Raw genomic sequence first — 26,542 nt, 5'->3', positions numbered from 1 at the left:
ATGAACGCTGGAACCCCTGTGGGAGCTGGCTTGCCAGCGATGGCGATGCGTCAGTCGCCCTGAATGCTGGATGTGCCGACCTCATCGCTGGAAAGCCAGCTCCCACAGGGTTCTGCGATATTTCTGACGGATGTGTCTGTAGTTGAAAGCGTTGATTATTGAAGGCCAAATCGAAGTTTTGAGTAGGGAAAATCTGATTTTTCAGTCACCCATCCTGCACCCCTTGCCCCTCATGCAGAATCGCCCGCCCTCAATCTGCAGAGAGACATCGGATGTTCGCGCCTGCCAATCAACCGCGTTTCACGTTGACCGTCGAAGGCGCCCAGTTTGACCTCAAAGTCCTTGAGTTCACGGGCAAGGAAGCCATCAGCCAACCCTTTCGCTTTGACCTGGAACTTGTCAGTGAACGGCCGGATCTGGATCTGGAAAGCCTGCTGCACTGTCAGGCGTTTCTGAGTCTTGATGAAGATGGATCCGGTATCCACGGTCAGATCTATCGGGTCGGGCAGGGGGATTCCGGCAAGCGTCTGACTCGCTATCACGTCAGTCTTGTTCCGCGTCTGGCTTATCTGGGGCATCGGATCAACCAGCGAATTTTCCAGCACCAAAGCGTGCCGCAGATCGTGACGCAGATCCTCAAGGATCACGCGATCCTGCGCGACGCCTTCGAGTTTCGCCTCGGCAGCGATTACCCGGCGCGTGAATATTGCGTGCAGTACGCCGAGAGCGATCTGGCGTTCATCCAGCGCCTGTGTTCCGAAGTCGGTATTCACTTCCACTTTCAGCACAGCCCGGACGGGCATTGGTTGGTGTTCGGCGACGATCAAACGGTATTTCCGCGTCTGGCCGAACCGACGCTGTACCTCCCGGGCAGCGGCATGGCTGCGGCGGCCCCGGCGATCAAGCGCTTCACCGTCCGTGTGGAAACCCGCACCAGCGTGGTCACCCGGCGTGATTACGACTTCACCAAACCGCGCCTGTCGCTGCAGAGTCGGGTGGAAAGCGAACAGCGCCCGGTGCTGGAGGATTACCACTTTCCCGGCCAGTTCACCGAGCGCGAAACCGGCAAGCAGCTGGCCCGGCGCACCCTTGAGCGCCATGTCGCCGATTACCGTCAGGTCGAGGGGCGCAGCGATCAGTCTGCCTTGGTCAGCGGACATTTCCTGCAACTGAGCGAGCATCCGCGCCAGGATTTGAATGACCTCTGGCTGCTGACCGCTATCGAGCACCATGGCCGGCAGCCGCAAGTGCTGGAGGAATCGGTCACCAGCGACGGTGATGAATTCCAGGGTTACCGTAATACCTTTCTCGCCGCCCCGTGGGATGTGTTCTTCCGTCCTCCGATGGGCCCGGAAAAACCTCGGATGCTCGGCTATCAACCGGCCGTGGTCACCGGCCCGAAAGACAGTGAAATCCATTGCGACGAGTACGGCCGGGTCAAGGTGCAACTGGCCTGGGATCGCGACGGCGATCTCAACGAGCATTCCAGTTGTTGGTTGCGGGTCGCAAGCGGTTGGGCCCATGACCGTTATGGCAGCGTGCTGATACCACGGGTCGGCATGGAAGTGCTGGTGGGCTTCATCGATTCCGACGCCGACAAACCGCTGGTCATGGGTTGCCTGCCGAACGCCGCCACGCCGGTGCCGCTGGATCTGCCGGCCGACAAGACCCGCTGTATTTTCCGTAGCCAGAGCAGTCCCGGCGGTGGGGGCTACAACGAACTGCGCATCGAGGATCGCAAAGGCGCGGAGGAAGTCTACCTGCGAGCCCAGCGAAACTGGACGCAGCATGTGCTGAATGATCAGCAGCTTCAGGTCGACAACCAGCGCAGCGTCGTAGTGACCGGTCTCGCCAAACATGAACTCAAAGCTGATGAACAACGCATCACCCACGGCCAGCGCCAGACCGAAGTGAAGCAGGACGATCACCTTACGGTGACCGGCGACCGGCACATCCGCGTGAGCAATCAGGCTATCAACGCCAGTGCGCAATTCCACGTCAGCGCCGGCCAGCAAGTGGTGATCGACGGTGGGGCGAGTGCGACGATCCAGGCGGGCGGGCAATGGATCAACATCGGCCCCGGCGGGATCTTCAGCAGCGTGCCGATTGTGGTGGGTGGTGCGCCGATGGCGGCGATGAGCGCGGCGCCGACCGTGCCGGGGTTGCCGGAGAAACTGGCGGCGGCACCGGCTGCGATTCTGACTGCTGCGCAAATCATGAGTCTTAAAGGAGATGCGCCGTTCTGCGAAGAATGCGAGCGCTGCAAGGAGGGTGTCTGTGCGGCCTGATCAATGGTTGAAGGGAGAGCCGCTGAAACCATCGGAGCAGTTGTTCGCGATTTTCAGCAGCGCCAGTGCGGTCGGTCCGCTGAAAGCCTGGCCTTCGAATGCGCAGATGCCGAAACCGGTTTGGGCGGAAACGATTTATGCCGAGTGGGATGCGGTGATGCCCTACGTGGGAATCGTCGACGCGGGCAGTGAGTTTCTGGATTGGGTCGCGACCACGGAGTCTCGCGACTGGGGCTGGCTGGCGGTATCTTCGGCCAGTCTTGAGGCAGTGGTCGAGCACTTTCGCAGTTTGACTCAGGTGTTGATGCCGGACGGGAAAGCGGTGTTCTTCCGCTTCTGGGATGGGCGGTTTTTGTTGCCGATCCTTGAGTCGCCCGAAGTGGATGCCGGGCAATTGCTGCCGGTTCTCACGCGAGGCTTGATCAACGGTCAGGCCGTCGAGATCGGGGGCAGGGCGCAGGCCTCGGATCGGGAATTCCCTTGGTGGTCGGTGCCGGAAAAGCTGCTGGCGCAATTCGGCGATGATGCCCGGATCAGCAACGCCTTGCAGTGGTTGAGCGAGGAGCAACCAGCGTTGTTCGAGGCGTTTCCCGCCGATGTCTTGCGCTGCAAGGTTGTCAGGTTTTTTGCGGTTTCGGCGTCGGACGAATCGTCGGCTTCGGCGTTGCTGGACCACTTGCGGGACGAGTCAGAGTGAAATTTCCGGGCAAAGGCTTCGGACGTTTCCTGCGAGTTGCGGCGGTTTTCGTGAACTGGTGGGCGCGGTGGTGCGGGGATAGTCTTTTGGCTGTCACTGCGAGAGTGGTGACAGGGCGTAGGAACCCTTGGAAAACTCACCGTGCATCAGCTCTGTCCTTTGATTGCGGCACCTGAACGTGCCCATGACATTGTTCGCGGCGGCTGTGCGCGGGAACGCTTCGGCGTGGCTGAGTTTGGTGGGTTCCTCAGCTTTCCTACTCTCGCGTACAGCTGCCACCCAAACCTGTAGGAAGGTCGTTGGCAGCCTCACTTGACCTGCCGAGGTGCAAAAAATGTCGACGTTAAAACCTGATCCACCCTACGAACCCTTCATCCCCCACCCCGACAACCGCCTCATGGCGCTGACCAGCAACTGCAACGACATGCCCACCCTGTTCATCGACACCCACGCCCCGCTCGATATCCTGATGGACGCCGCCAACTACCGGATTCGCGCCGTGATCCAGGTCCTGGAAAACATGTGCATGCGCGGCTCGGTCGAATGCGACTCGATCATCCTGAGCGACTTCGCCCAACTCTGCGTGATTCCGTTGCGTGACGGCTGTGATGTCTTGGATGTGATTGGCTGCAGGTTGCGTGACCGGCCTTAGATCCCATCCCCTCACCCTAGCCCTCTCCCGGTGGGAGAGGGGACCGACCGAGGTGAATGGGTAACGTACGCCGACCTGCGACTTTGGTGGTGAACTTGGTTTGGCCAAGCTGAGGTCGCGGTGATCTCTCAGGTCGATGCAAGCCGAAAGATCACCTCGATCAGTCCCCTCTCCCTCGGGGAGAGGGCTAGGGTGAGGGGCTTCTCAAGGATGTACCCGACAGCAAGACCACCCACTCAGCCCCCAACCCCTGACTTGCCGCCCGGTAAAAGGTAAACTTCACGGCCCTCGCAGGAGCAGCCATGAATTATCGTCACGCCTTCCATGCCGGCAATCACGCCGATGTGTTCAAACACCTGACCTTGACCCGCCTCATCGCCCTGATGTCGCGCAAGGAGCAGCCGTTTGCCTATCTCGACAGCCACGCCGGCATCGGTCTGTATGACCTGCAGGGCGATCAGGCCAACCGTACCGGCGAGTACCTGGAAGGCATCGCGCGGTTGTGGGGTCAGCCGGATCTGCCGGCGCTGACCGGCGATTACATGAATGTGCTGCACGAGATGAACCCGGATGGCCAGTTGCGCTATTACCCGGGTTCACCGGAGCTGGCGCGGCGTCTGACCCGTTCTCAGGACCGGGTGTTGCTCAACGAGAAGCACCCGGAAGACGGCGTGCTGCTCAAGGACAACATGAAGGGCGACCGTCGTGTGGCGGTGCATCTGGGTGAGGGCTGGCACGTGGCGCGGGCGTTGCTGCCGGTGGCCGAAAAACGCGCGGTGATGCTGATCGATCCGCCGTTCGAGAAGCTCGACGAGATGCAGCGTTGCGCGGCGTCCTTGAAAGAGGCGATCTCGCGCATGCGCCAGACTGTGGCGGCCATCTGGTACCCGGTGAAGGACCAGCGCGCGCTACGTCGTTTCTATCAGGATCTGGCTGGCACCGGTGCGCCGAAGTTGCTGCGGGTCGAGTTGCTGGTGCATCCGCTGGACACGCCGAACAGCCTGAACGGCTCTGGCCTGGCGATTGCCAATCCGCCGTGGGGGCTGGAGGAAGAATTGCGTGAGCTGCTGCCGTGGTTGTCCAAGAAGCTTGGGCAGACCCAGGGTGGATGGCAGATGGATTGGTTGATCGCCGAGAGCTGATCAACCGTCAATCGCTCCCACGCTAGGCGCGGGAGCGATCAAGGCGGGCTCAGTTACCCGCCAGGCTCGGTGGCATGCAAACGCCAGTGCCGCCAATTCCGCAGTAGCCTTCCGGATTTTTCGCCAGATACTGCTGGTGATAGGTCTCGGCGAAGTAAACGGTCGGGGCCTGTTCAATCTCGGTGCTGATTTCACCCAGACCCGCCTTCGACAGCTCGGCCTGATAAACAGCCTTGCTCTTCAGCGCCGCATCCAGTTGCTCCGGGTGGGTCGCATAGATCACCGAACGGTACTGGGTGCCGATGTCGTTGCCCTGGCGCATGCCCTGCGTCGGGTTATGCAATTCCCAGAACATCGCCAGCAGCTCTTCGTAGCTGACCTTGGCCTTGTCATACACCACCAAAACGACTTCAGCGTGGCCGGTCAGGCCCGAGCAGACTTCTTCGTAGGTCGGGTTCGGCGTGTGACCGCCGGCGTAACCGACCACGGTGCTGACCACACCTTCGCGCTGCCAGAAGCGGCGTTCCGCGCCCCAGAAGCAACCCAGACCGAAAATCGCGAAGTCGACGTCCTGAAAGAACGGGCCCAGCAACGGCGTCTCGGTGAAAACAAAGTGTTTTTCAGGCAGGGCCATCGGGGTTTCACGGCCGGGCAGAGCTTGTTCTTTAGTCGGTAGCACGTTTTTGTTCACCAGAATTTCCGAGCGCAGAACCATGATCGTTCCTCTCAGTCAGGATGGGATGTAATTAAGCAGACCACCAGTGTGCCCAATGATGCCAAGTTAATCACCAGGCAAAGTGTGCGGATAGTGTCCGGTGGGTTACAGGCAGAGCGGGCCACGCGGGTAGCGCTTGAGCGCCTGGATCAGTTCGCCGCCCGGAATCGGCCGGTCGAACAGGTAGCCCTGGCCGACGTCGCAGCGGTGGCGGCGCAGGAATGCCAGCTGCTCGGCGGTCTCGATGCCTTCGGCCACGACCTTGAGTTTCAGGTTGTGGGCCATGGCGATCACGGCGGAGGTGATTTCCATGTCGTCCTGGTTGTCCGGGATTTCGTGGATGAAGCTGCGATCGATCTTGATGATGTCGATCGGGAATTTCTTCAGGTAGCTGAGCGACGAGTAACCGGTGCCGAAGTCGTCCATGGCCAGGGTCAGGCCCAGGCGCTTGAGCTGGTCGAGCTGCAAGTGGGTGTCTTCGGTGGCTTCCAGCAGCAGGCCTTCGGTCAGCTCCAGCTCCAGCAGATTGGCCGGCAGCGCTTCTTCCTTGAGGATGTTGGCGATCGAGGCCACCAGATCCGGGTCGGAGAACTGCTTGGGCGACAGGTTGATCGCCACCTGCAGGTTGCCCATGCCGGCGGCGGTCAGCGCTTTACTCATGCGGCAGGCCTGGCGGGCGATCCACTTGCCTATCGGAATGATCAGGCCGGTTTCCTCGGCGACGCTGATGAACTGGTCCGGGCGGATCATGCCGCGTTCCGGGTGATTCCAGCGCAGCAGCGCTTCCATGCCCAGCAGGCGACCGCTGCGCAGGCACAGCTTCGGCTGGTAGAACACGTCCAGCTCGTTCTGGGTCAGGGCGCGGCGCAGGTTGTTCTCGACGAACAGTTTGTAGCTGGCCTCGGCGTTCAGCGCTTCGGTGAACACCTGCACCTGATGTTTGCCGTTGGCCTTGGCCTTGTGCAGGGCGAGGCCGGCGTTACGCATCAGGGTCTGCGGGTCGCGGCCGTGCAGCGGCGCGCAGGCCAGGCCCACGGAGCCGGTGACGCTGATCAATTGGTTGTCGACGAACATTGGCTTGTCGAGCGTCATCAGCAACTGGCTTGCGATCTGTTGGCCGGCTTCGAGGTCGGTGTTGTCGAGCAGCACCGCGAATTCGTTACTGGCGAACCGCGCCAGGCTACCGCTCGGGCTCAGGCTGTTGCGCAGGCGCCGGGCCAGGCTGATCAGCAACTTGTCGCCGGTCTGGTGACCGAGGCTGTCGTTGATCCGCTTGAAGTTGTCGATGTCCACCAGCAGCAGGCTGATCGGGGTATCGCTGTCTCGGGCGAAGCGCTCGTCCAGATTGCGGATAAATGCAGGCCGGTTACCGAGGTTGGTCAGGTTGTCGGTGTAGGCCAGGCGCTCGATGCGCTGCTGCGCCAGTTTGGTCTGGGTGATGTCTTCGTAGATGCCGATGTAATGCGTCAGCTCACGGTTGTCGCCGTAGACCTTGGAGATCGACAACTGGCCCCAGTAGGGTTCGAGGTTCTTGCGGCGGCTCTTGAATTCGCCCTGCCAGCTGTTGCTTTTGGCCAGCGCGGAGGGCGCGTCGAACAGCAGCTCGCTGAGGTTTTCCAGGGCCGGTAGCTCCGACAGGCGCTGGCCGTGGACTTCCTCGGTGGTGTACTGGGTGATCGCGGTGAAGCTCGGGTTGACGTACTCGACCACGCCGTCGCAGTTGACCAGCAAAAAGGCGTTAGCACTTTGCTCGACCGCACGCTGGAACAGGTGCAGGGCGCTGGTGGCGGTACGGCGGTTGTGATTGTTGATGACCTGGGCGAACTGATCGGCCAGCTCGCCGGCAAAGGCGATTTCATCAGACTGCCAGGCGCGTGTCACGCCGGTCTGTTCCAGACACAGCACGCCGACCACCTGGCCGTCGACGCGAATACTGGCGTCGAGCATGGCGTTGACGTCACGGGGGCGCAGGGCTTCGGCCATTTCCCGGGTACGCGGGTCGCGCATCGCGTTGTGCGCGTCGATGGCGCGACTGCCGTGCAGCGCCTCCATGTAATCGGGGAAACCGCTGACGTCGATCACGTCCGGCAGGATGTATTCCTGGGTGGCGCGGTGGTAGGCCGAGATCGGCACCAGCTTCTGGCCTTCGAGGTTCCACAGGCTGGCGCAGTCGATTTCGTAGATATCGCAGGCGCAGCGGGTGATCAGCTCGGCGGCTTCCTGCAGGGAGTTCTGGCTGCTATAGCGCTGGCGGGCCAGCAACAGAATCAGATCCTGCTGGGCGCGCACCCGCTCCAGATGTTGCAGCTGTTCCTGTTGGGCGCGCTGATTGAGCTCAAGGGCGATTTGCAGGCGCGAGTTCTGGGTTTCCAGGTCGACGGACGGCAGCGTTGGTGCTTCGTCGAATACATCGTCGACCGCCAGCAGGTAACCGCGCAGCAAATGACGGTTGTGCTGTTTGTAGGCTTCACCGAGTTCGAGAATGCTCAGGGCGCCGGCGGCGGTGTGCAGGGTATAGCGCACCAGATAATGCGGGCTCTGGCCGAGTTGCTGCTGGATTGCGTCGTGCAATTGATAACGCGCTTCGGGCTCCATCAGGCTGGCGTAGGGCGAACCGACCAGAGCGCAGAGTTCAACGGCCGGCTGGCCGAACTGGCGCTCGCAGTTGGGATCGAGAAACAGCATCGCCCAACTGGCTTCATTCAGGCGCTCGAAACGCAGCATGCCGAGCCGCGAGGGCACAGGCAACTGCGTCACTACCTCGGCCGCCATACGGCTGGCGGCATCGGGTTGGCTCTTCATGAAGGGAACTCGCTTGGAAATTTGCTGAACGCGCCGGGCTCTCGCCCTCTTTACTGTTGCCTGCGGCAAGGTTGCATCATTGCGGCACCGACTGACAAGAGACATGAAGGCCAAGTGCTATAAGAATATGTCGGCTGCGGCGGGCATTTCTCCAGCGGGTGGCGGAAAGTAATGCGCGATCGCCGGGAAAGTACCGTTCCAGAGCCATCGGGCACCGGAACGGTAAAGCCGCCGGGTTTAGCGAAGTGGAATGTTGATCGTTTGCAGGCGCTTGCCATCGCGGTCGTGGTAGTTGACCAGGATGTGCCCGGTCTCGACCACCATGTGGGCAAAATTGTCCTGACTGACGACCTCGCTGGTCAGCTTGTGCCGGTATTCTCCTGCGTCGGTACGGGCCAGCGGCTGATCGAGAATGAACGTCGAGGCCGTGGCATAGGGAAGCAGTTTGCTGTTGCTCAACGGCGAGGACACGATGGTGTGCACTTCGAAATCAGGATCGTCGCTGTGGGTCAGGCGGGAGGTCAGCGAACCGTGAACATCGCCGGAAATAAACACCACGTTTCTGATCCGATGCCGGCGGATGGTTTCCAGCAGGCGCAGGCGCTGTTCGGGGAAGCCCATCCAGGCGTCCTCGCCGTTCATTTTGCGATCCGGGTAGAACATGACGCTGGTAACCACGAATTTGATCCGCGCGGGCCTTTCGATCAACCACTTGCACAGGGCCTGTTCCTGTTCTTCATCCAGGATGCGGCGGTTCTCTCTGGACAAGTTGCGACGGGTTCGGCTATCGGTCACAAACCATTCGATATCGCCATCGCTGAATTGATACCAATAGTGCTTCGGCGAAGTATTCACCTGGCCGTTAGTTGTCAGCGAACAGGCGGGGCTATGACTGGCTTGATAGATTTCGTAAGCCGCCATTGCATTGTGGAACAGTGCTTCATCGGAGGTGTCGGCATTTGCTGGCCAGTTATCTTCTATTTCATGGTCATCGAGAATCATATAAGTAGAAGTGCCCGACATTAGTCTTCTGATGTTGGGCTGAGAGAAAGCTGCACGATATTTGGCAATGATCTCGTTATATTCGCGGTCCGGTGCAATTCGGTTCAAATCATCGGCGTAGATCTGGTCACCGCTCATCATGATCGCGCTGACCGGGGGTTGTGCGCCTTCTATCAATTGGCTGATCGAGGCGAAGATCCGGTCGCCCAACTGCGGGAGCACAGGCAGGCCGGCGGTCAGGCGCAAGTAACGGCAGGAACCGAGGATGTAGGCCCGTGGTTGCAGCGGCTGCCCGCTGCGAGTGCGAAAGCGCCAGGTTTCCCGTGGCCATTGCAGCGGGAGTTCCGCCACGCTTTCAACCGTGTGGGCCGGGCTCATCGGGGTGAACCAGCCGGTCTGGTATTCGTAATCGGTGTCGGGTTTCAAGTTGTCGAGAACCAGGACACCAGATTGATCACGGCGGGCATCAAGTTTGATAAACAGTCCCTTCGACCACTGTTTTGAATCAGTGACCCGGTAACGGATGCCTGCAAATGCCGTCGCGCCATTTTGAAAGTCGCCGCGAATGAATATTCTTGTCTGATGGGTTGTAGTGTGGCCAATAATTGGGCCGACAACAGGCTTTAGCATGCTCGAATCCATTCGAATGAAAGTTAATGAGTAATAAAGTTTTCCAGGGTTTATTGGCTAACTTTTGTGCGCCAAGGTTAGTTGCCTGCTGCTGAAAAATATCGACAGGAAGTGGACTCGGGTCGTGGCTGATGTCAGCGCAAGTTGTGGGAAAAGTACAGGCGTGCGTTATTTCAGGCAAAAAAAAGCCCCGCCAAACTGACGGGGTTGAGGTACGAGCGTGTGGCGCTCGAAAACGTGGAACGCAGTCGGCCCTCCGTTGCCGGAGGGCCGAGCGCTTTACAGCAGGATGGTGCGGATGTCCGCCAGCAGATCGCTCAGACGCTTGGTGAAGCGTGCAGCAGCGGCGCCGTTGATCACACGGTGATCGTAGGACAGCGACAGTGGCAGCATCAGTTTCGGCTGGAAGGCTTTGCCGTCCCAGACTGGCTGGATGGTTGCCTTGGAAACACCGAGGATCGCCACTTCCGGCGCGTTGACGATCGGCGTGAAGCCGGTGCCGCCAATGTGGCCGAGGCTGGAAATGGTGAAGCAGGCGCCTTGCATCTCGTCCGACGAGAGCTTCTTGGTCCGGGCCTTTTCAGCCAGGGAAGCGGCCTCGGCGGCCAGTTGCAGCAGGCTCTTCTGGTCGACGTTCTTGATGACCGGTACCAGCAGGCCATCCGGGGTGTCGACGGCGAAGCCGATGTTCACGTATTTCTTGCGGATGATCGCCTTGCCGCTTGGAGCCAGCGAGCTGTTGAAGTCCGGCAGTTCCTTGAGCAGGTGTGCGCAGGACTTGAGCAGCAGCGGCAGAATGGTCAGCTTGACGCCGGCCTTCTCTGCGACAGCCTTCTGTGCGTTGCGGAACGCTTCCAGCTCGGTGATATCCGCCGAGTCGAATTGCGTCACGTGCGGCACGTTCAGCCAGCTGCGGTGCAGGTTGGCAGCGCCGACCTGCATCAGGCGGGTCATCGGCACTTCTTCGATTTCGCCGAAGCGGCTGAAGTCGACGACCGGGATCGGCGGGATGCCCGCGCCACCGGTTGCGCCAGCAGCAGCGGCCGGTGCTTCCTTGGCCTTCTGCATCATGGCTTTGACGTAAGTCTGCACGTCTTCTTTCAGGATGCGGCCGTGCGGACCGCTGGCGCCGACAGCGCTCAGCTCGACGCCGAACTCGCGAGCCAGTTGACGCACGGCAGGGCCGGCGTGAACTTTCGCGCCAGGCTTGGCTGGAGCGGCAACCGGAGCGGCAGCAGCAGGTGCAGCGGCGGCCGGAGCAGCGGCTGGCGCCGGAGCACTCGGAGCAGCAGCGGCAGCTGGAGCCGGGGCAGCAGCCGGAGCAGCGCCTTTGACTTTCAGCTTGAGGATCAGGTCGCCGGTGCCTACTTCGTCGTCCAGCTTGATGGAAATGCTTTCCACCACGCCAGCGGCAGGCGACGGGATTTCCATGCTCGCCTTGTCGGATTCCAGGGTGATCAGCGACTGGTCGGCTTCAACGCTGTCGCCAGCCTTGACCAACACTTCGATGATCTTGGCCTTGCCGGCCGAACCGATGTCCGGAACGTGGATGTCCTGAACGCTGTCGGCAACCGGTGCAGCAGGCGCGGCGGCCGGAGCCGGCGCAGCGGCAGCGGCTGGAGCAGCAGCCTGGGCCGGAGCGGCAGCAGCAGGCGCCGCAGCACCCGCCACTTCCAGATCCAGGATCAGATCGCCGGTGCCGACTTCGTCGTTCAACTTGACGCTGATGGCCTTGACCACGCCAGCGGCAGGCGACGGGATTTCCATGCTTGCCTTGTCGGATTCCAGGGTGATCAGCGACTGATCAGCCTCGACCTTGTCGCCGACCTTGACCTGGATCTCGATGATCTGGGCCTTGCCCGACGAACCGATGTCCGGCACGTGCACTTGCTGAACCGAAGCGGCAGCAGGGGCAGCAGCTGGAGCAGCCGGTGCAGGAGCGGCAGCCGGTGCAGCTTCAGCCTTGGCGGCAGGCGCAGCAGCCGGAGCAGGGGCCGCTTGCGCGGCGCCCTCGACTTCCAGTTCCAGCAGTTCGTCGCCTTCTTTCAGACGGTCGCCCAGCTTCACTTTCAGGCTCTTGATGACGCCGGCCTTCGGGGCCGGCACTTCCATGCTGGCCTTGTCCGATTCCAGAGTCAGGATGCTCTGGTCGGCTTCGATACGGTCGCCGACCTTCACAAACAGTTCGATTACTTCACCTTCACCGCTGCCGATGTCAGGTACGCGAATGAGTTCGCTCACAGAGTTTCTCCTCAGCAGTCCAGTGGGTTGCGTTTTTCCGGGTCGATGCCGAACTTGGTAATGGCCTCGGCCACGACTTTAGGTTCGATATCGCCACGGTCAGCCAGTGCTTCCAGGGCTGCCAACACCACGAAATGACGGTCGACTTCGAAGAAATGACGCAGTTTCTTGCGGCTGTCGCTGCGGCCGAAACCGTCGGTGCCCAGGACTTTGAATTCCTTGGACGGTACCCACTGGCGGATCTGCTCGGCGAACAGTTTCATGTAGTCGGTAGAGGCGATGACCGGACCTTTACGGCCGCTCAGGCACTCTTCAACGTAGCTCTGCTTAGGCTTCTGGCCAGGTTTCAGACGGTTGCTGCGCTCTACGGCCAGGCCGTCGCGACGCAGTTCGTTGAAGCTGGTGACGCTCCACACATCGGCGCCGATGTTGAACTCTTCACGCAGGATCTTCGCCGCTTCACGGACTTCACGCAGGATGGTGCCGGAGCCCATCAGCTGTACGTGGTGCGCCGCATCGCGGGTGTCTTCTTCGAGCAGGTACATGCCTTTCTTGATGCCTTCTTCGGCACCGGCCGGCATGGCTGGCTGCTGGTACGACTCGTTCATCACGGTGATGTAATAGAAGATGTCCTGTTGCTCTTCGGTCATCTTCTTCATGCCGTCCTGAATGATCACCGCCAGCTCGTAGCCGTAGGTCGGATCATAGGTGCGGCAGTTCGGGATGGTGGCAGCCAGCAGGTGGCTGTGACCGTCTTCGTGCTGCAGGCCTTCACCGTTCAGGGTGGTGCGGCCGGCGGTGCCGCCGATCAGGAAGCCACGGGTGCGGCTGTCGCCGGCAGCCCAGGCCAGGTCGCCGATACGCTGGAAGCCGAACATCGAGTAGAAGATGTAGAACGGCAGCATTGGCTGGTTGTGGCTGGAGTACGAAGTACCGGCGGCGATGAAGGAGCTCATGGCGCCTGCTTCGTTGATGCCTTCTTCAAGGATCTGACCTTTCTGGTCTTCCTTGTAGAACATCACCTGGTCTTTATCGACTGGCTCATAGAGCTGGCCGACGGACGAGTAGATGCCCAGCTGACGGAACATGCCTTCCATACCGAAGGTACGGGCTTCGTCCGGGATGATCGGAACGATGCGCGGGCCGATTTCCTTGTCCTTGACCAGTTGCGCGAGGATCCGCACGAAGGCCATGGTGGTGGAAATTTCACGGTCGCCGGAACCGTCGAGGATCGCCTTGAGGGTGTCCAGATCCGGAGTCGGTACGCTGAAGCTCTGTGCGCGACGCTGAGGCACGAAACCGCCCAGTGCGGCGCGGCGCTCGGCCAGGTAACGGGCTTCGGCGCTGTTTGGCTCAGGCTTGAAGAACGGCAGGTTTTCCAGCTCTTCGTCTTTCACCGGGATGTCGAAGCGGTCGCGGAACAGCTTCAGGCTGTCGACGTCGACTTTCTTGGTGTTGTGCGCGGTGTTCTTCGCTTCGCCCGCACCGGTACCGTAACCCTTGATGGTCTTGGCCAGGATGACGGTCGGCTGTTCTTTGTGGTTGACCGCTTCGTGGTACGCCGCGTAGACCTTGTACGGGTCGTGGCCGCCACGGTTGAGCTTCCAGATCTCGTCGTCGGACAGGTCTGCAACCATCGCCTTGAGTTCTGGCGTGTTGAAGAAGTGTTCACGAACGAACGCGCCGTCTTTGGCCTTGTAGTTCTGGTACTCGCCGTCGATGACTTCGTCCATGCGACGTTGCAGGATGCCGTCGACGTCCTTGGCCAGCAGTGGGTCCCAGAAACGGCCCCAGATGACTTTGGTCACGTTCCACTGAGCACCGCGGAATACGCCTTCGAGTTCCTGGATGATCTTGCCGTTGCCGCGAACCGGGCCGTCGAGGCGCTGCAGGTTGCAGTTGATGACGAAGATCAGGTTGTCCAGCTTCTCGCGGCCGGCCAGGGAGATCGCGCCCAGGGATTCCGGCTCGTCGCACTCGCCGTCGCCCAGGAAGCACCAGACTTTCTGTTTGCCCGGCTGGATGAAGCCGCGGTGTTCCAGGTACTTCATGAAGCGCGCCTGGTAGATCGCCTGGATCGGACCCAGACCCATGGATACGGTCGGGAACTGCCAGAAGTCAGGCATCAGCCAAGGGTGCGGGTAGGACGACAGGCCCTGACCGTCGACTTCCTGGCGGAAGTTGTTCATCTGGTCTTCGGAAATGCGGCCTTCCATGAACGCACGGGCGTAGACGCCTGGCGAGGTGTGACCCTGGAAGTAGATCAGGTCGCCGCCGTGTTCGTCGGTCGGGGCCTGGAAGAAGTAGTTGAAACCGATGTCGTACAGGGTCGCGCTGGAGGCGAAGCTGGAGATGTGACCGCCCAGGTCAGAATCTTTCAGGTTCGTACGCATTACCATGGCCATCGCGTTCCAGCGTACCAGCGAGCGAATGCGGCGTTCCATGAACAGGTCGCCAGGCATGCGTGCTTCGTGGGTAACCGGGATGGTGTTGCGGTAAGGCGTGGTGATGGCGTAAGGCAGTTGCGAGCCGCTGCGGGTCGCGAGTTCGCCCATACGGGTCATCAGATAGTGAGCACGGTCTTCGCCTTCTTTGTCGAGAACCGATTCCAGGGCGTCCAGCCATTCCTGGGTTTCGACGGGATCGAGGTCTTGCATGGCTTGCTCCAGGGCGGAAAGGCTTCCAGAATCGGTTGCCTGAGTTTGCGACTGGCCTTGTGGGCAGACGATTTAAAATTCTTGGATTGCCGACAGGTTGTTCCGGCGGCGTGTAGTTTTACTACAAATCATCCGGCATTTCAGCCTTTCGAATGTATAGACGAGTAGTAAAACTACAGATGAAAGGCTTGTGGCCTCCGACTGCGTTGTGAGAATAATCGTTAAGGTTGGTCTTTAGCCATCCGAAAAAGGTGAAAGTTTGATGTTGGCTGCCAAAGAAAAAGAAATTTCAGCTATTTCTCACTTTTGTTCGACAGTCCTTCGCGTAGCGGTTTTTCAATCATCACTACAAGCGGCCATTTACACGCCGATCAAGGATAGACCATGACCCTGCCCGCGCTTGCCGAACTGCCCGCCATTCTCCTGCCGTTGGTCAGCCGATCCGAGCAGTCGTTCCGTACGGCCGTCGCCGGATTGACCGAGGGCGATCACGGCTTCTCCACCTGGACTCCGGAGCGCTGGGCGCAGTTCGCCCGCGTCACTGGCGCCAGCGATTTCGTGATTGAACAGAGTGTTCGTGACCCTTTGATGTTGCTGTCGCTGGTGCAGTCCGGCGAACTCGACCGGCCGTTCGCCCCCGGCGAGTTGTGCGGGCAGATCGCCGCTGCGGTGAACGCTGCACAAACAGAAGACGAGCTGGGTCGTGTCCTGCGTCGTCAACGCGCCCGGCATCAGGTGCGGATCATATGGCGCGACCTGACCCGTCAGGCCGACCTGGTGCAGACCTGCCGCGACCTGTCCGACATGGCCGACGCCAGCATCGACCAGGCCTATCAATGGCTGTACAGCCGCCATTGCCAGCAATTCGGCACGCCCACCGGCCGGCGCAGCGGCGAACCGCAGCAAATGGTCATCCTCGGTATGGGCAAACTCGGCGCAGTCGAGCTGAACCTGTCTTCGGACATCGACCTGATCTTCGCCTATCCCGAGGGCGGCGAAACCGTCGGCGTGAAGCGCGCGCTGGATAACCAGGAATTTTTCATTCGGCTCGGCCAACGCCTGATCAAGGCCCTCGACCCGATGACCGTCGACGGCTTCGTGTTCCGCGTCGACATGCGCCTGCGCCCGTATGGTTCGTCCGGTGCGCTGGTGCTGAGCTTCAATGCGCTGGAGCAGTATTACCAGGATCAGGGCCGCGACTGGGAACGCTACGCGATGATCAAGGCACGGGTCGTCGCGGGCGATCAGGTGGCGGGCGCGCAGTTGCTCGACATGCTGCGGCCGTTCGTCTACCGGCGCTACCTGGACTTCTCGGCGATCGAAGCGCTGCGCACCATGAAGCAGCTGATTCAGCAGGAAGTCCGGCGCAAGGGCATGGCCGACAATATCAAGCTGGGCTCCGGCGGCATCCGCGAGGTCGAGTTCATCGCCCAGGCCTTTCAGTTGATCCACGGTGGTCGCGACCTGAGCCTGCAACAGCGTCCTCTATTAAAGGTGCTGGGCACGCTGGAAGGGCAGGGTTACCTGCCGCCGGCGGTGATCAGCGAGTTGCGTGAAGGTTACGAATTCCTGCGCTACACCGAGCACGCGATCCAGGCGATTGCCGACCGCCAGACCCAGATGCTCCCGGACACTGCACAGGATCAGGCGCGCATCGCCTTCATGCTCGGTTTCGCCGACTGGGACGCCTTCCATGAAAAGCTGATGTTCTGGCGTGGCCGGGTGGCCTGGCACTTTGCACAAGTGATCGCTGACCCCGATGAAGAAGAGGGCGCCGATTGCGAAGTGGTGGTCGGTGGCGAATGGCTGCCGCTGTGGGAAGAGGCGCAGGACGAAGAAGCCGCCTGCCGCCAACTGGAAGAGGGCGGTTTTGCCGACGCCACCAAAGCCTTGAAGGCGCTGGCCGGTCTGCGCAGCAGTCCGCAACTGCGGGCGATGCAGCGTCTGGGGCGCGAACGCCTCGACGCCTTTATTCCACGCCTGCTCGCTCAGGCGGTGGAGCACGACAATCCGGATCTGGTGCTTGAACGGGTGCTGCCGCTGGTCGAAGCGGTGGCCCGGCGTTCGGCTTATTTAGTGTTGCTGACGGAAAACCCCGGCGCGTTGCGGCGCTTGCTGACCCTGTGCGCCGCCAGCCCGTGGATCGCCGAGCAGATCACCCGTTTCCCGTTGCTGCTCGATGAATTGCTCAACGAAGGCCGCCTGTTCAAGCCGCCGCTGGCGCCGGAACTGGCCGCCGAATTGCGCGAGCGCCTGACCCGGATCCCGGAAGACGACCTCGAACAACAGATGGAAGCCCTGCGCCATTTCAAACTGGCGCATCGCTTGCGCGTCGCTGCCTCGGAAATCGCCGGCAGTCTGCCGCTGATGAAAGTCAGCGATTACCTGACCTGGCTCGCCGAAGCGATTCTCGAGCAAGTGCTGGCCCTGGCCTGGCGTCAGACCGTGGCCAAGTACGGCACGCCGCTGCGCACCGACGGCACATTGTGCGATCCCGGCTTCATCATTGTCGGTTATGGGAAAGTCGGCGGGATCGAGTTGGGGCATGGTTCGGACCTGGATCTGGTGTTTATCCACGACGGCGACCCCCAGGCGGAAACCGACGGGGCGAAACCGATTGATGGCGCGCAGTTTTTTACCCGGCTTGGCCAGCGGATCATTCACTTGCTGACGGCGCAGACCAACTCCGGCCAGCTGTATGAAGTGGACATGCGTCTGCGACCGTCCGGTGCGTCGGGGCTGTTGGTCAGTTCGCTGGGGGCATTTGCCCGCTATCAAGAAAATGAAGCCTGGACATGGGAGCATCAGGCTCTGGTGCGGGCGCGGGTGCTGGTGGGTAGTCAGGATGTCGGCCAGGCATTCGAGAAAGTACGGGCCCAGGTATTGGGCAAGGCGCGGGATCTGGCGAAGCTGCAACAGGAAGTGAGCGAGATGCGCGCCAAGATGCGCGACAACCTCGGCAGCAAGAGCACGGCCGCCGGTACCGGAGCAAATGCCTTCGACGCCGCGGCGCCGTTCGACCTCAAGCAGGACGCCGGAGGTATCGTCGATATTGAATTTATGGTGCAATACGCGGCCCTGGCGTGGTCGCAAAGCCACCCGCCGCTGCTGCGCTGGACGGACAATATCCGCATTCTGGAAGAGCTGGAACACGAAGGGCTTATGCCCGTCGAAGACGCCAGCCTGTTGCGCGAGGCCTACAAGGCCTATCGTTCCGCCGCCCACCGGCAGGCCTTGCAGAAGGACGCCGGCGTGATACCGGGCGACCAGTTCGCGGACGAACGGCGGCAGGTGATGCGGATCTGGCGAGAGCTGGGGCTAAGCTGATTCTCGAGACGGGGAGGCGTAAGGCCTCCCCGGTTCGTTTATGGAAACCACATGAATATTCTGATCGTTGGGCCCAGTTGGGTCGGTGACATGGTGATGGCGCAGACACTGTTTCAGTGTCTCAAGCAACGCCACCCGCAGTGCGAAATCGACGTGCTGGCCCCCGAGTGGAGCCGGCCGATCCTCGAGCGCATGCCCGAAGTGCGCAAGGCCTTGAGCTTCCCGCTCGGCCACGGCGCGTTGGAGCTGGCGACCCGCCGGCGGATCGGCAAATCCCTGGCCGGCCAGTACGACCAGGCGATCCTGCTGCCGAATTCGCTGAAGTCGGCGCTGGTGCCGTTCTTCGCCGGCATCCCGAAACGCACCGGCTGGCGCGGCGAGTTCCGCTACGGCCTGCTCAATGACGTGCGCACGCTGGATAAAGAACGTTATCCGCTGATGATCGAGCGTTTCATGGCGCTGGCCTATGAGCCGAACGCCGAGCTGCCGAAACCCTATCCGCGCCCGAGCCTGCAGATCGACCCGGTGACCCGCGAGGCGGCGCTGGCCAAGTTCGGCCTGACCCTTGATCGCCCGGTGTTGGTGTTGTGCCCCGGTGCCGAGTTCGGTGAAGCCAAACGCTGGCCGTCCGAGCATTACGCCAAGGTCGCCGAGGCGCGCATCCGCGAAGGCTGGCAGGTCTGGCTGTTCGGCTCGAAGAACGATCACGCAGTTGGCGAAGACATTCGAGCGCGGCTGATTCCGGGCCTGCGTGAAGAGTCCGTGAACCTCAGCGGCGGCACTTCGCTGGCCGAGGCCATCGACCTGATGTCCTGCGCAGACTCTGTAGTCTCCAACGATTCCGGTCTGATGCACGTGGCTGCAGCGCTGAATCGCCCGTTGGTGGCGGTCTACGGTTCGACTTCGCCGGGTTTCACCCCGCCGTTGGCCGAGCATGTGGAAATCGTTCGCCTGGGCCTCGATTGCAGCCCGTGCTTCGACCGCACCTGCCGTTTCGGCCATTACAACTGCCTGCGCCAGCTGATGCCGGACGCGGTCAACGATGCCTTGCAGCGTTTGCAGGGCTCCGTGGTCGAGGTCCATTAACTTGCGGGTATTGCTGATCAAGACTTCATCGCTGGGCGACGTGATTCACGCGTTGCCGGCGCTGACCGACGCTGCCCGGGCGATTCCCGGGATCAAGTTCGACTGGGTGGTGGAAGAAGGCTTTGCCGAAATCCCGACCTGGCACCCGGCCGTGGGCAAGGTGATTCCGGTGGCGATCCGCCGCTGGCGCAAGAACCTCTGGAAAACCATCACCAGCGGCGAGTGGAAGCGCTTCAAACAATCCGTTCGGGCGAACAAATATGACCTGGTGATCGACGCTCAGGGCCTGCTGAAAAGCGCCTGGCTGACTCGCTACGTCAAAGCGCCGGTGGCCGGCCTCGACAAGGGCTCGGCCCGGGAGCCGATCGCCGCGCGTTTTTATGACCGCAAACTGGCGGTGGCCCGTGGTCAGCACGCTGTCGAGCGTGTGCGTCAGTTGTTCGCTATCGCCTTGGGCTACGACTTGCCAAAAGGCCTGGGCGATTACGGCCTCAACGTCGAGCGTCTGGTCGAACTACCGCGCAAGAATGCCTACGTGGTGTTCCTGCATGGCACCACCTGGGACACCAAGCACTGGCCGGAAAGCTATTGGCGTGAGCTGACCGAGCGGGTCGGCTACCTCGGCGTCGGGATCAGGCTACCGTGGGGCAACCCGCTGGAAAAGGCCCGGGCCGAGCGCATCGCCGCCGGTTTCAAACACGCCGAAGTCCTGCCGAAGCTGAACCTGGCCGGGGTCGGCAAGGTGCTGGCCGGCGCCCAGGCCTGCGTCGCGGTGGACACCGGTCTCGGCCATCTCGCTGCGGCACTGGACGTGCCGACGATTTCGCTGTTCGGCCCGACCAATCCGGGCCTGACCGGCGCCTACGGCAAGCTGCAGATTCACCTCGGCAGCGATTTCCCGTGCGCGCCGTGCCTGCAAAAGAAATGTACGTATCAACCGACCGCGCAGGATGCCCGTCAGTTTGACCTGAAACGCGAGTTGCCCTTGTGCTTCACGCGTCTGAATCCCGAGCGTGTCGCCAGCCGACTGAGCACGTTGTTGATGGCTGAGGAGCTGCGTTGATGCAATTGGCATTTGTCCTTTACAAGTATTTCCCGTTCGGTGGTTTGCAGCGCGACTTCATGCGCATCGCCCTCGAATGCCAGAAGCGTGGCCACCAGATCCGCGTCTACACCCTGATCTGGGAAGGCGACGTGCCGCCCGGTTTCGAAGTGCTGGTGGCGCCGGTCAAGGCGTTCTTCAATCATCGCCGTAACGAAAAGCTCAGTGCGTGGATGGAGGCTGACCTGGCCAAGCGCCCGGTGGACCGCCTGATCGGCTTCAACAAGATGCCGGGGCTGGACGTCTACTATGCCGCCGACGGCTGCTTCGAAGACAAGGCGCAGAACCTGCGCCATTCGCTGTATCGCCGCTGGGGCCGCTACCGCCACTTCGCCGAGTACGAGCGCGCAGTGTTCGCCAAAGACGCGAAGACCGAAGTGCTGATGATTTCCGAAGTGCAGCAACCGCTGTTCATCAAGCATTACGGCACGCCGCTCGAACGCTTCCACCTGCTGCCGCCGGGCATCGCCCAGGATCGTCGCCGCCCGAAGGATGCCGACGAGATTCGCGCCGGTTTTCGCGCTGAATTCAACCTCAAGGACGACGAGCTGCTGCTGGTGCAGATCGGCTCCGGGTTCAAGACCAAGGGCGTCGATCGCAGCCTGAAAGCCCTGGCCGCATTGCCCGCCGAACTGAAGAAACGTACCCGGCTGTTTGTAATCGGCCAGGATGACCCCAAATTGTTCCAGATGCAGAGTGCAACTTTGGGTCTGGGCGACAACGTGACGTTCCTCAAGGGGCGCAGCGATATTCCGCGCTTCCTGCTCGGCGCCGATCTGTTGATCCACCCGGCGTACAACGAAAACACCGGTACGGTGCTGCTTGAAGCGCTGGTCGCCGGTTTGCCGGTGCTGGTCAGCGCGGTCTGCGGCTACGCCCATTACATTGCCGAGGCCGATGCCGGGCGAGTGCTGGACGAACCGTTCGATCAGGCGCAGCTGACGCAATACCTGACCGACATGTTGAACGACGACGCTGCACGGGCGGCCTGGAGCCGCAACGGTCTGGCCTTCGCCGAAACGGCCGACCTCTACAGCATGCCGCAGCACGCGGCCGATGTGATTCTGGCGGAGCACGCATAAATGAAGTTGATGCTGGCTGAACCGTTCAAGAGCCTCTGGGCCGGCCGCGATGCGTTCGCGGAAGTCGAGGGCTTGCAGGGCGAGGTGTACCGCGAGCTGGAAGCCCGCAGGACTTTGCGCACGGAAGTCGACGGCAACGGATTTTTCGTCAAGATCCACCGTGGCATCGGCTGGGGCGAGATTTTCAAGAACCTGCTGACCGCCAAGCTGCCGGTGCTCGGCGCGGGTCAGGAGTGGAAGGCTATCCAGCGTCTGCAGGAGGTCGGCGTGCCGACCATGACCGCCGTCGCGTACGGCGAGAAGGGCAGCAACCCGGCGGATCAGCATTCGTTCATCGTCACCGAAGAGCTGGCGCCGACCATCAGTCTTGAAGACTTCAGTATCGACTGGGTCAAGCAGCCGCCGCAGCCGAAGCTCAAGCGTGCATTGATCGCCGAAGTCGCACGCATGACCGGCATGATGCACCGCGCGGGGGTCAATCACCGCGACTGCTACATCTGCCATTTTCTGCTGCACACCGACAAGCCGGTGACCCCGGAAGATTTCAAACTCTCGGTGATCGACCTGCACCGTGCCCAGACCCGCCCCGTGATCACCCGGCGCTGGCGCGACAAGGACTTGGCGGCGCTGTATTTTTCCGCGCTGGACATCGGTCTGACCCGTCGCGACAAGCTGCGCTTCCTCAAGGGTTACTTCCAGCAACCGCTGCGCCAGATCCTGGCTGAAGAGGCGTCGTTGCTGAGCTGGCTCGAAGGCAAGGCCAACAAGCTCTACGCGCGCAAACAGCGATACGGGGATGCGCTCTGATGGCGGGTTGGAATCTTGAACCCGGCTACAGTGACCTCGCAGCGGATTTTGGCAGTCTTGAAGCGGTATTCGCGCTGGAAGGCGAGCGCCTGACCCGCGATCCGCTGTCCGAAGTCATCCGTGTGCAGCGCAACGGCGTCAACTATTACGTCAAACGCTATTCCGGCGCCGGCAAGGGTTTGCGCCGCTACCTCGGCAAGCCGCGGGTGAAGATGGAGTGGCAGAACCTCAAGCGTTTCGCCAAATGGGGCATTCCCACTGCTGAAGTGGTGGCCTGGGGCCTGGAGCGCAACGGCATGGCCTACGATCGCGGGGCGATGATTACCCGTGAGCTGCCGCGCACCGAGGACCTCTCGGCACTGGCCGAACGCAACGATCCCAAGCTGCGCAATCACAGCTGGGTGGACGGTATCAGCCGGCAACTGGCCGTCTATACCCGGACGATGCACGATCATCGCTTTACCCATAACGATCTGAAATGGCGCAACCTGCTGATCGACGATCAGGCGCAGCTGTTTCTCATCGATTGCCCGAACGGCGATTTCTGGCGTGGTTTCTGGCTCAAATACCGGATCACCAAGGACCTGGCCTGTCTCGACAAGGTTGCCAAATATCACCTGTCGAACACCCAGCGCCTGCGCTTTTACCTGCAATACCGCCAGCGTGACCGGCTCAATGCCGCCGACAAGCAACGGATTCGTCATGTGGTGAGATTTTTCGAGGGACGCGAATGACTGATTTTCTCGCCGCTGAAGACTGTGCGCTGCTGGAGCGCCACGGTCTCGGCACGTTCGACGCGCTGTGGGCCAAGCAGCTCGAAGCGGTGGATGAGCCGAACACCGACGGTGGCGGCTGGAGCAGTGTGTTCCGCCTTGAGCTCGAAGGTCATGGTTACTACCTCAAGCGCCAGAGCAATTACCTGACCCGTACCTTGCATGCGCCGTTTGGCGAGCCGACGTTTGCCCGGGAATTTCGCAATATCAGCCGTTATAACCAGCTCGGTATTCCGGCGCTGCAAGCGGCGTTTTTCGGTCAGCGCAAGGTCAACGGCGAAGTGCGCGCGATCCTGCTGACCCGCGCCCTCGACGGTTGGGATGATCTGGATTCGCTGTTGCAGCGCTGGTCGGACCTTGATGCATCGCAGCAATCGGCGATTCTCAAGGCTTGCGGCCAACTGGCGCGGCTCCTGCACGGTGTGCGTCAGGTGCATGGCTGCTTCTACCCGAAGCATATTTTCCTGCGGGCCGAAGGCGCCGGTTATCAGGCGCAACTGATCGATCTGGAAAAGACTCGCCCTCTGCTGTTCGGTCAGCGGGATCGGGTCAAGGACCTGGAGCCGTTGCTGCGCCGGGCGCCGGAGTGGACTGATGCCCAGTTGCGCGAGTTACTGGCGGCGTATCTCGATCAGTCGGTCGACAGTTCGCTGGTGGATAGCTGGGTCACGCGGCTGACCGCGCGGCGCAGTCGCAAGGAGACCCGCTGATGCAGTTGTCCGACCTGAAAAACGCCGGACGCACGCCAAGTCTTCCGCTGACGGTTTCGCTGGCCGATGCGGCGGGGCCGGCCGATCTGCAATTGCTCAGCCTGTTGCGGGTGTTGCCGGGGCAGCGTTATGTCGGTGCTGGCGTATGGCGCGGGCGTCCGGTGCTGGCCAAGTTGCTGGTCGGCAGCAAGGCTGCACGGCATTTTCAACGGGAACTGGAGGGCGTGAAACTGCTCGCCGCCCAGGGCATGACCACGCCGTTGCTGTTGGCCGATGGCCTGAAGGACGGCGAGGGTGGCTGGCTGCTGTTCGAATTCCTCGAAGGCGCCGAAAGTCTGGGCGATGCCTGGAGCAAGGTCGAATCCTTGCCGGTGCTGGCCGACGAGCAATCGGCAGTGCTGGCCGAAGCGCTCGGTGCCATTGGCCAGCTGCACGGCAAAGGCCTGTGGCAGGAAGACCTGCACCTGGACAACTTGCTGCGCCACGGCGGTCATTTGCACCTGATCGATGGCGCCGGCATCTGCGCGGAAACCGCCGGCCAGCCGTTGTCGCGACAGAAAGTGCTGGAAAACCTCGGGGTGTTTTTCGCCCAGTTGCCCAAGTCGCTGGAGCCGTTCACCGAAGAATTGCTGGTGTATTACCTGCTGAGCAACAGCGAGCATGCACTGCCGCTGGAAGCCTTGCAGAAGCAGATCGACAAGGTGCGCGCCTGGCGGCTGAAGGACTTTCTGATCAAGGTCGGTCGTGAATGCACGTTGTTCAGCGTGCGGCGCGGGGCCTTTGGCCTGCGTTCGATCCGTCGCGAAGAAGAACCCGCGATGTTGCCGGTGCTGGAGCAGGCCGATGCCTTGCTCGATCAGGGCCATTTGTACAAGACCGGGGGCGCGGCCAGCGTCGGCAAGGTTGAAGTCGCCGGGCGTCCGCTGGTGATCAAGCGTTACAACATCAAGAATTTTGCCCATTGGCTCAAGCGTTTCTGGCGTCCGAGCCGTGCCTGGCATTCCTGGCGCGAAGGCAATCGCCTGGCGTTCCTCGGTATCGCCACGCCCAAACCGCTGGCGGTGCTGGAAACGCGGTTTTTCTGGCTGCGCAGCAAGGCGTACCTGATCACCGAATACCTGGCCGGGCCGGATATCATCGAGCGCTTTGCGCCGTATGTTGAAAACGGTGAAGCGCCGGAAGCCGAGTTGCAGGCGCTGGATCAGCTGTTTGCACGGTTGATTGCCGAGCGCATCAGCCATGGCGACTTCAAGGGCCACAACCTGTTCTGGCATGAGGATCGCTGGGCGTTGATCGACCTGGATTCGATGTGTCAGCACGGCTCGGCGGGCAGTTTTGCTCCGGCCTATGCCCGGGATCGCGCGCGCTTCATGCGTAACTGGCCCGAGAGCAGTGCGTTGTATCAGGTCATTGATCAGCGTTTGCCCAAGGATGCATCGGGCGCTGCGTGATTTCTTTCGCAAGCCGGTAAGACGTTTCCGCAATAAAAATCCGGTAAGGCATGTGGCGACAAATCCTTGTGACATGTCCTACAGCCTTCCCGGAACCCATGAACTGCCCCCCGCAAAGTCCCGATGCTAGTTTGCCCCGACGTTCCCGGAGGGCAAATCTTGACCATCAAAACGGCTATCACCATCGGAGTATTTTCACTGGCGCTAACCGGCTGCGGCACTGCCGTCACCGTGTTGCAGGACGACGAAGACGCCACGCGCGGCCTGCGCAAACAGAAGACCTACTGCCAGTTCATTCCGCGCATTTACAGTGGCCTGGCCCACGATTTCTGCCTGCTGCACGCGCCGCCCGATCCCACCGGGATTCTGGTGCCAGTCGTCCTGCTCGACCTGACCCTGTCCGGCGTCTTCGACACGGCTTTTCTGCCATATACGATCTATCGCCAGGCGGTGGACGGGAATATCAGTGTTTATTGGCGGCCGAGTCGTGGGTAATTACTTTGCCGCCAATCAGTGAATACAGCGATGTCATCGTTTATGTCGATGAGAGCGGTGATCATGGAATGCAGACACTGGATCCCAACTATCCAGTCTTCGTGCTCGCGTTTTGTGCCTTTCATAAGCTGCATTACTGCGAGAAAGTCATTCCTGCTTTACAGAAATTCAAGTTTGCCCATATGGGGCACGATCTGATCGGTCTGCATGAACTCGAAATTCGTAAAGAAAAAGGAGCTTTTTCTGGCCTTTTCATGTCGAGAGAGCACAAGAATGCCTTTCTTGAGGAGCTGACTTGCATCATTGAAGCCAGCAACTTCGTTCTGATCAGTTGCGTCGTAGACAAGGCTTCCCTTCGCGAAAAACAAGGCACGGGGCACAATCCTTATCACCTCGCTCTCGGCTTTTGTCTGGAAACGCTCTATGAGTTTATGCAGGAGAAGAATCAGCAGGGGGCACTGACGCATGTGATTTTCGAGCGCCGAGGAAAGCGAGAGGATAACGAGCTTGAATTGGAGTTTCGCAGGATGTGTGGCGGGGCGAATCGATGGGGCATTCAACTGCCGTTTGACATCGTTTTTGCAACCAAGCAGGTGAACTCCACCGGCCTGCAGTTAGCCGATCTTGTTGCGAGGCCCATTGGCATGAGCTTTTTGAGGGCGGGTCAGGGGAACCGTGCTTTTGACGTGCTCAAGCGCAAGTTCTATTGCAGTGGAGGGCGGAGCAAGGTTGGAGAGGGTTTCGAGAATTGTGGTTTGAAGCTTTTCCCATCTCCAGAAAGCGAAAAGCCCCGATGATCTCACCGAGGCATTAGCGCCGACCGGGATCTCCCAGTCCATTTGCGCTGGAGTCTATGGCGATGCTCCCAAGGTGTCAACGCACC

The 26,542-nt window shown here is 60.9% G+C and carries 19 protein-coding genes; 14 read left to right on the top strand and 5 right to left on the bottom strand.

Going from position 1 to position 26,542, the window contains the following annotated elements; translation table 11 throughout:
* Positions 1-272 precede the first annotated feature (272 nt).
* The 4 genes from OQ248_RS08200 (at position 273) to rlmJ (ending at position 4,779) form a co-directional block, all read left to right on the top strand.
* Positions 273-2,288, top strand: coding sequence for a type VI secretion system tip protein VgrG (locus tag OQ248_RS08200; RefSeq protein ID WP_265812544.1), 2,016 nt, complete (start codon positions 273-275; stop codon positions 2,286-2,288).
* Positions 2,233-2,985, top strand: a complete 753-nt coding sequence (locus OQ248_RS08195; RefSeq protein ID WP_265812543.1) for a DUF4123 domain-containing protein — start codon at positions 2,233-2,235, stop codon at positions 2,983-2,985. Before OQ248_RS08200 ends, OQ248_RS08195 begins: the two co-directional genes overlap by 56 nt.
* Positions 2,986-3,319: 334 nt before the next feature.
* Entirely contained in the window at positions 3,320-3,637 is a 318-nt protein-coding gene (locus OQ248_RS08190) for a hypothetical protein (RefSeq protein WP_265812542.1), read from the top strand.
* A gap of 302 nt (positions 3,638-3,939) precedes the next feature.
* Entirely contained in the window at positions 3,940-4,779 is an 840-nt protein-coding gene (gene rlmJ, locus OQ248_RS08185; protein ID WP_265812541.1) for a 23S rRNA (adenine(2030)-N(6))-methyltransferase RlmJ, read from the top strand.
* 49 nt (positions 4,780-4,828) lie between these two features.
* Here rlmJ and msrA read toward each other — a convergent pair whose 3' ends face one another.
* The 5 genes from msrA to aceE form a co-directional block, all read right to left on the bottom strand.
* Positions 4,829-5,494 carry a peptide-methionine (S)-S-oxide reductase MsrA gene (gene msrA / locus OQ248_RS08180; RefSeq protein WP_265812540.1) on the bottom strand — a complete coding sequence of 222 codons (666 nt, stop codon included), beginning with the start codon at positions 5,492-5,494 and terminating at the stop codon, positions 4,829-4,831.
* Positions 5,495-5,599: 105 nt separating this feature from the next.
* Positions 5,600-8,296 (bottom strand): GGDEF and EAL domain-containing protein, encoded by a 2,697-nt coding sequence (locus tag OQ248_RS08175; RefSeq protein ID WP_085711103.1) that lies wholly within the window; start codon positions 8,294-8,296, stop codon positions 5,600-5,602.
* Between the two features lie 237 nt (positions 8,297-8,533).
* Positions 8,534-9,928, bottom strand: a complete 1,395-nt coding sequence (locus OQ248_RS08170) for an alkaline phosphatase D family protein (protein ID WP_265812539.1) — start codon at positions 9,926-9,928, stop codon at positions 8,534-8,536.
* Positions 9,929-10,207: 279 nt separating this feature from the next.
* Positions 10,208-12,169, bottom strand: a complete 1,962-nt coding sequence (aceF, locus tag OQ248_RS08165; protein ID WP_265812538.1) for a dihydrolipoyllysine-residue acetyltransferase — start codon at positions 12,167-12,169, stop codon at positions 10,208-10,210.
* A gap of 11 nt (positions 12,170-12,180) precedes the next feature.
* Positions 12,181-14,826 (bottom strand): pyruvate dehydrogenase (acetyl-transferring), homodimeric type, encoded by a 2,646-nt coding sequence (gene aceE / locus OQ248_RS08160; protein ID WP_265812537.1) that lies wholly within the window; start codon positions 14,824-14,826, stop codon positions 12,181-12,183.
* Positions 14,827-15,210: 384 nt separating this feature from the next.
* Between aceE and glnE the strand changes: the two genes are divergently transcribed.
* The 10 genes from glnE (at position 15,211) to OQ248_RS08110 (ending at position 26,456) form a co-directional block, all read left to right on the top strand.
* Positions 15,211-18,153, top strand: coding sequence for a bifunctional [glutamate--ammonia ligase]-adenylyl-L-tyrosine phosphorylase/[glutamate--ammonia-ligase] adenylyltransferase (glnE, locus tag OQ248_RS08155; protein WP_265812536.1), 2,943 nt, complete (start codon positions 15,211-15,213; stop codon positions 18,151-18,153).
* 51 nt (positions 18,154-18,204) lie between these two features.
* A complete protein-coding gene (gene waaF, locus OQ248_RS08150; protein WP_039766536.1) occupies positions 18,205-19,239 on the top strand; it encodes a lipopolysaccharide heptosyltransferase II in 1,035 nt (344 codons plus the stop codon).
* A gap of 1 nt (position 19,240) precedes the next feature.
* Positions 19,241-20,302, top strand: a complete 1,062-nt coding sequence (waaC, locus tag OQ248_RS08145; protein WP_265812535.1) for a lipopolysaccharide heptosyltransferase I — start codon at positions 19,241-19,243, stop codon at positions 20,300-20,302.
* Positions 20,302-21,423: a glycosyltransferase family 4 protein gene (locus tag OQ248_RS08140; protein ID WP_265812534.1), complete on the top strand. Its 1,122-nt coding sequence runs from the start codon at positions 20,302-20,304 to the stop codon at positions 21,421-21,423. The genes waaC and OQ248_RS08140 overlap by 1 nt, the downstream gene beginning before the upstream one ends.
* On the top strand, positions 21,424-22,230 hold the full coding sequence (gene rfaP / locus OQ248_RS08135) for a lipopolysaccharide core heptose(I) kinase RfaP (protein WP_114881173.1): 807 nt from the start codon (positions 21,424-21,426) through the stop codon (positions 22,228-22,230).
* On the top strand, positions 22,230-22,964 hold the full coding sequence (locus OQ248_RS08130; protein ID WP_265812533.1) for a lipopolysaccharide kinase InaA family protein: 735 nt from the start codon (positions 22,230-22,232) through the stop codon (positions 22,962-22,964). The genes rfaP and OQ248_RS08130 overlap by 1 nt, the downstream gene beginning before the upstream one ends.
* Positions 22,961-23,713, top strand: a complete 753-nt coding sequence (locus OQ248_RS08125) for a lipopolysaccharide kinase InaA family protein (RefSeq protein ID WP_265812532.1) — start codon at positions 22,961-22,963, stop codon at positions 23,711-23,713. The genes OQ248_RS08130 and OQ248_RS08125 overlap by 4 nt, the downstream gene beginning before the upstream one ends.
* A complete protein-coding gene (locus tag OQ248_RS08120) occupies positions 23,713-25,164 on the top strand; it encodes a lipopolysaccharide kinase InaA family protein (protein WP_265812531.1) in 1,452 nt (483 codons plus the stop codon). The genes OQ248_RS08125 and OQ248_RS08120 overlap by 1 nt, the downstream gene beginning before the upstream one ends.
* Positions 25,165-25,323: 159 nt before the next feature.
* Positions 25,324-25,659, top strand: coding sequence for a YceK/YidQ family lipoprotein (locus OQ248_RS08115; RefSeq protein ID WP_265812530.1), 336 nt, complete (start codon positions 25,324-25,326; stop codon positions 25,657-25,659).
* A gap of 5 nt (positions 25,660-25,664) precedes the next feature.
* A complete protein-coding gene (locus OQ248_RS08110) occupies positions 25,665-26,456 on the top strand; it encodes a DUF3800 domain-containing protein (RefSeq protein WP_265812529.1) in 792 nt (263 codons plus the stop codon).
* Positions 26,457-26,542 lie beyond the last annotated feature (86 nt).

The sequence above is a fragment of the Pseudomonas sp. COW5 genome (assembly GCF_026240005.1).
Classification (GTDB): Bacteria; Pseudomonadota; Gammaproteobacteria; order Pseudomonadales; family Pseudomonadaceae; genus Aquipseudomonas; species Aquipseudomonas kribbensis.
Note: the sequence above shows the minus strand (reverse complement) of the source record. Positions and strands in the feature narration are given on the sequence as shown.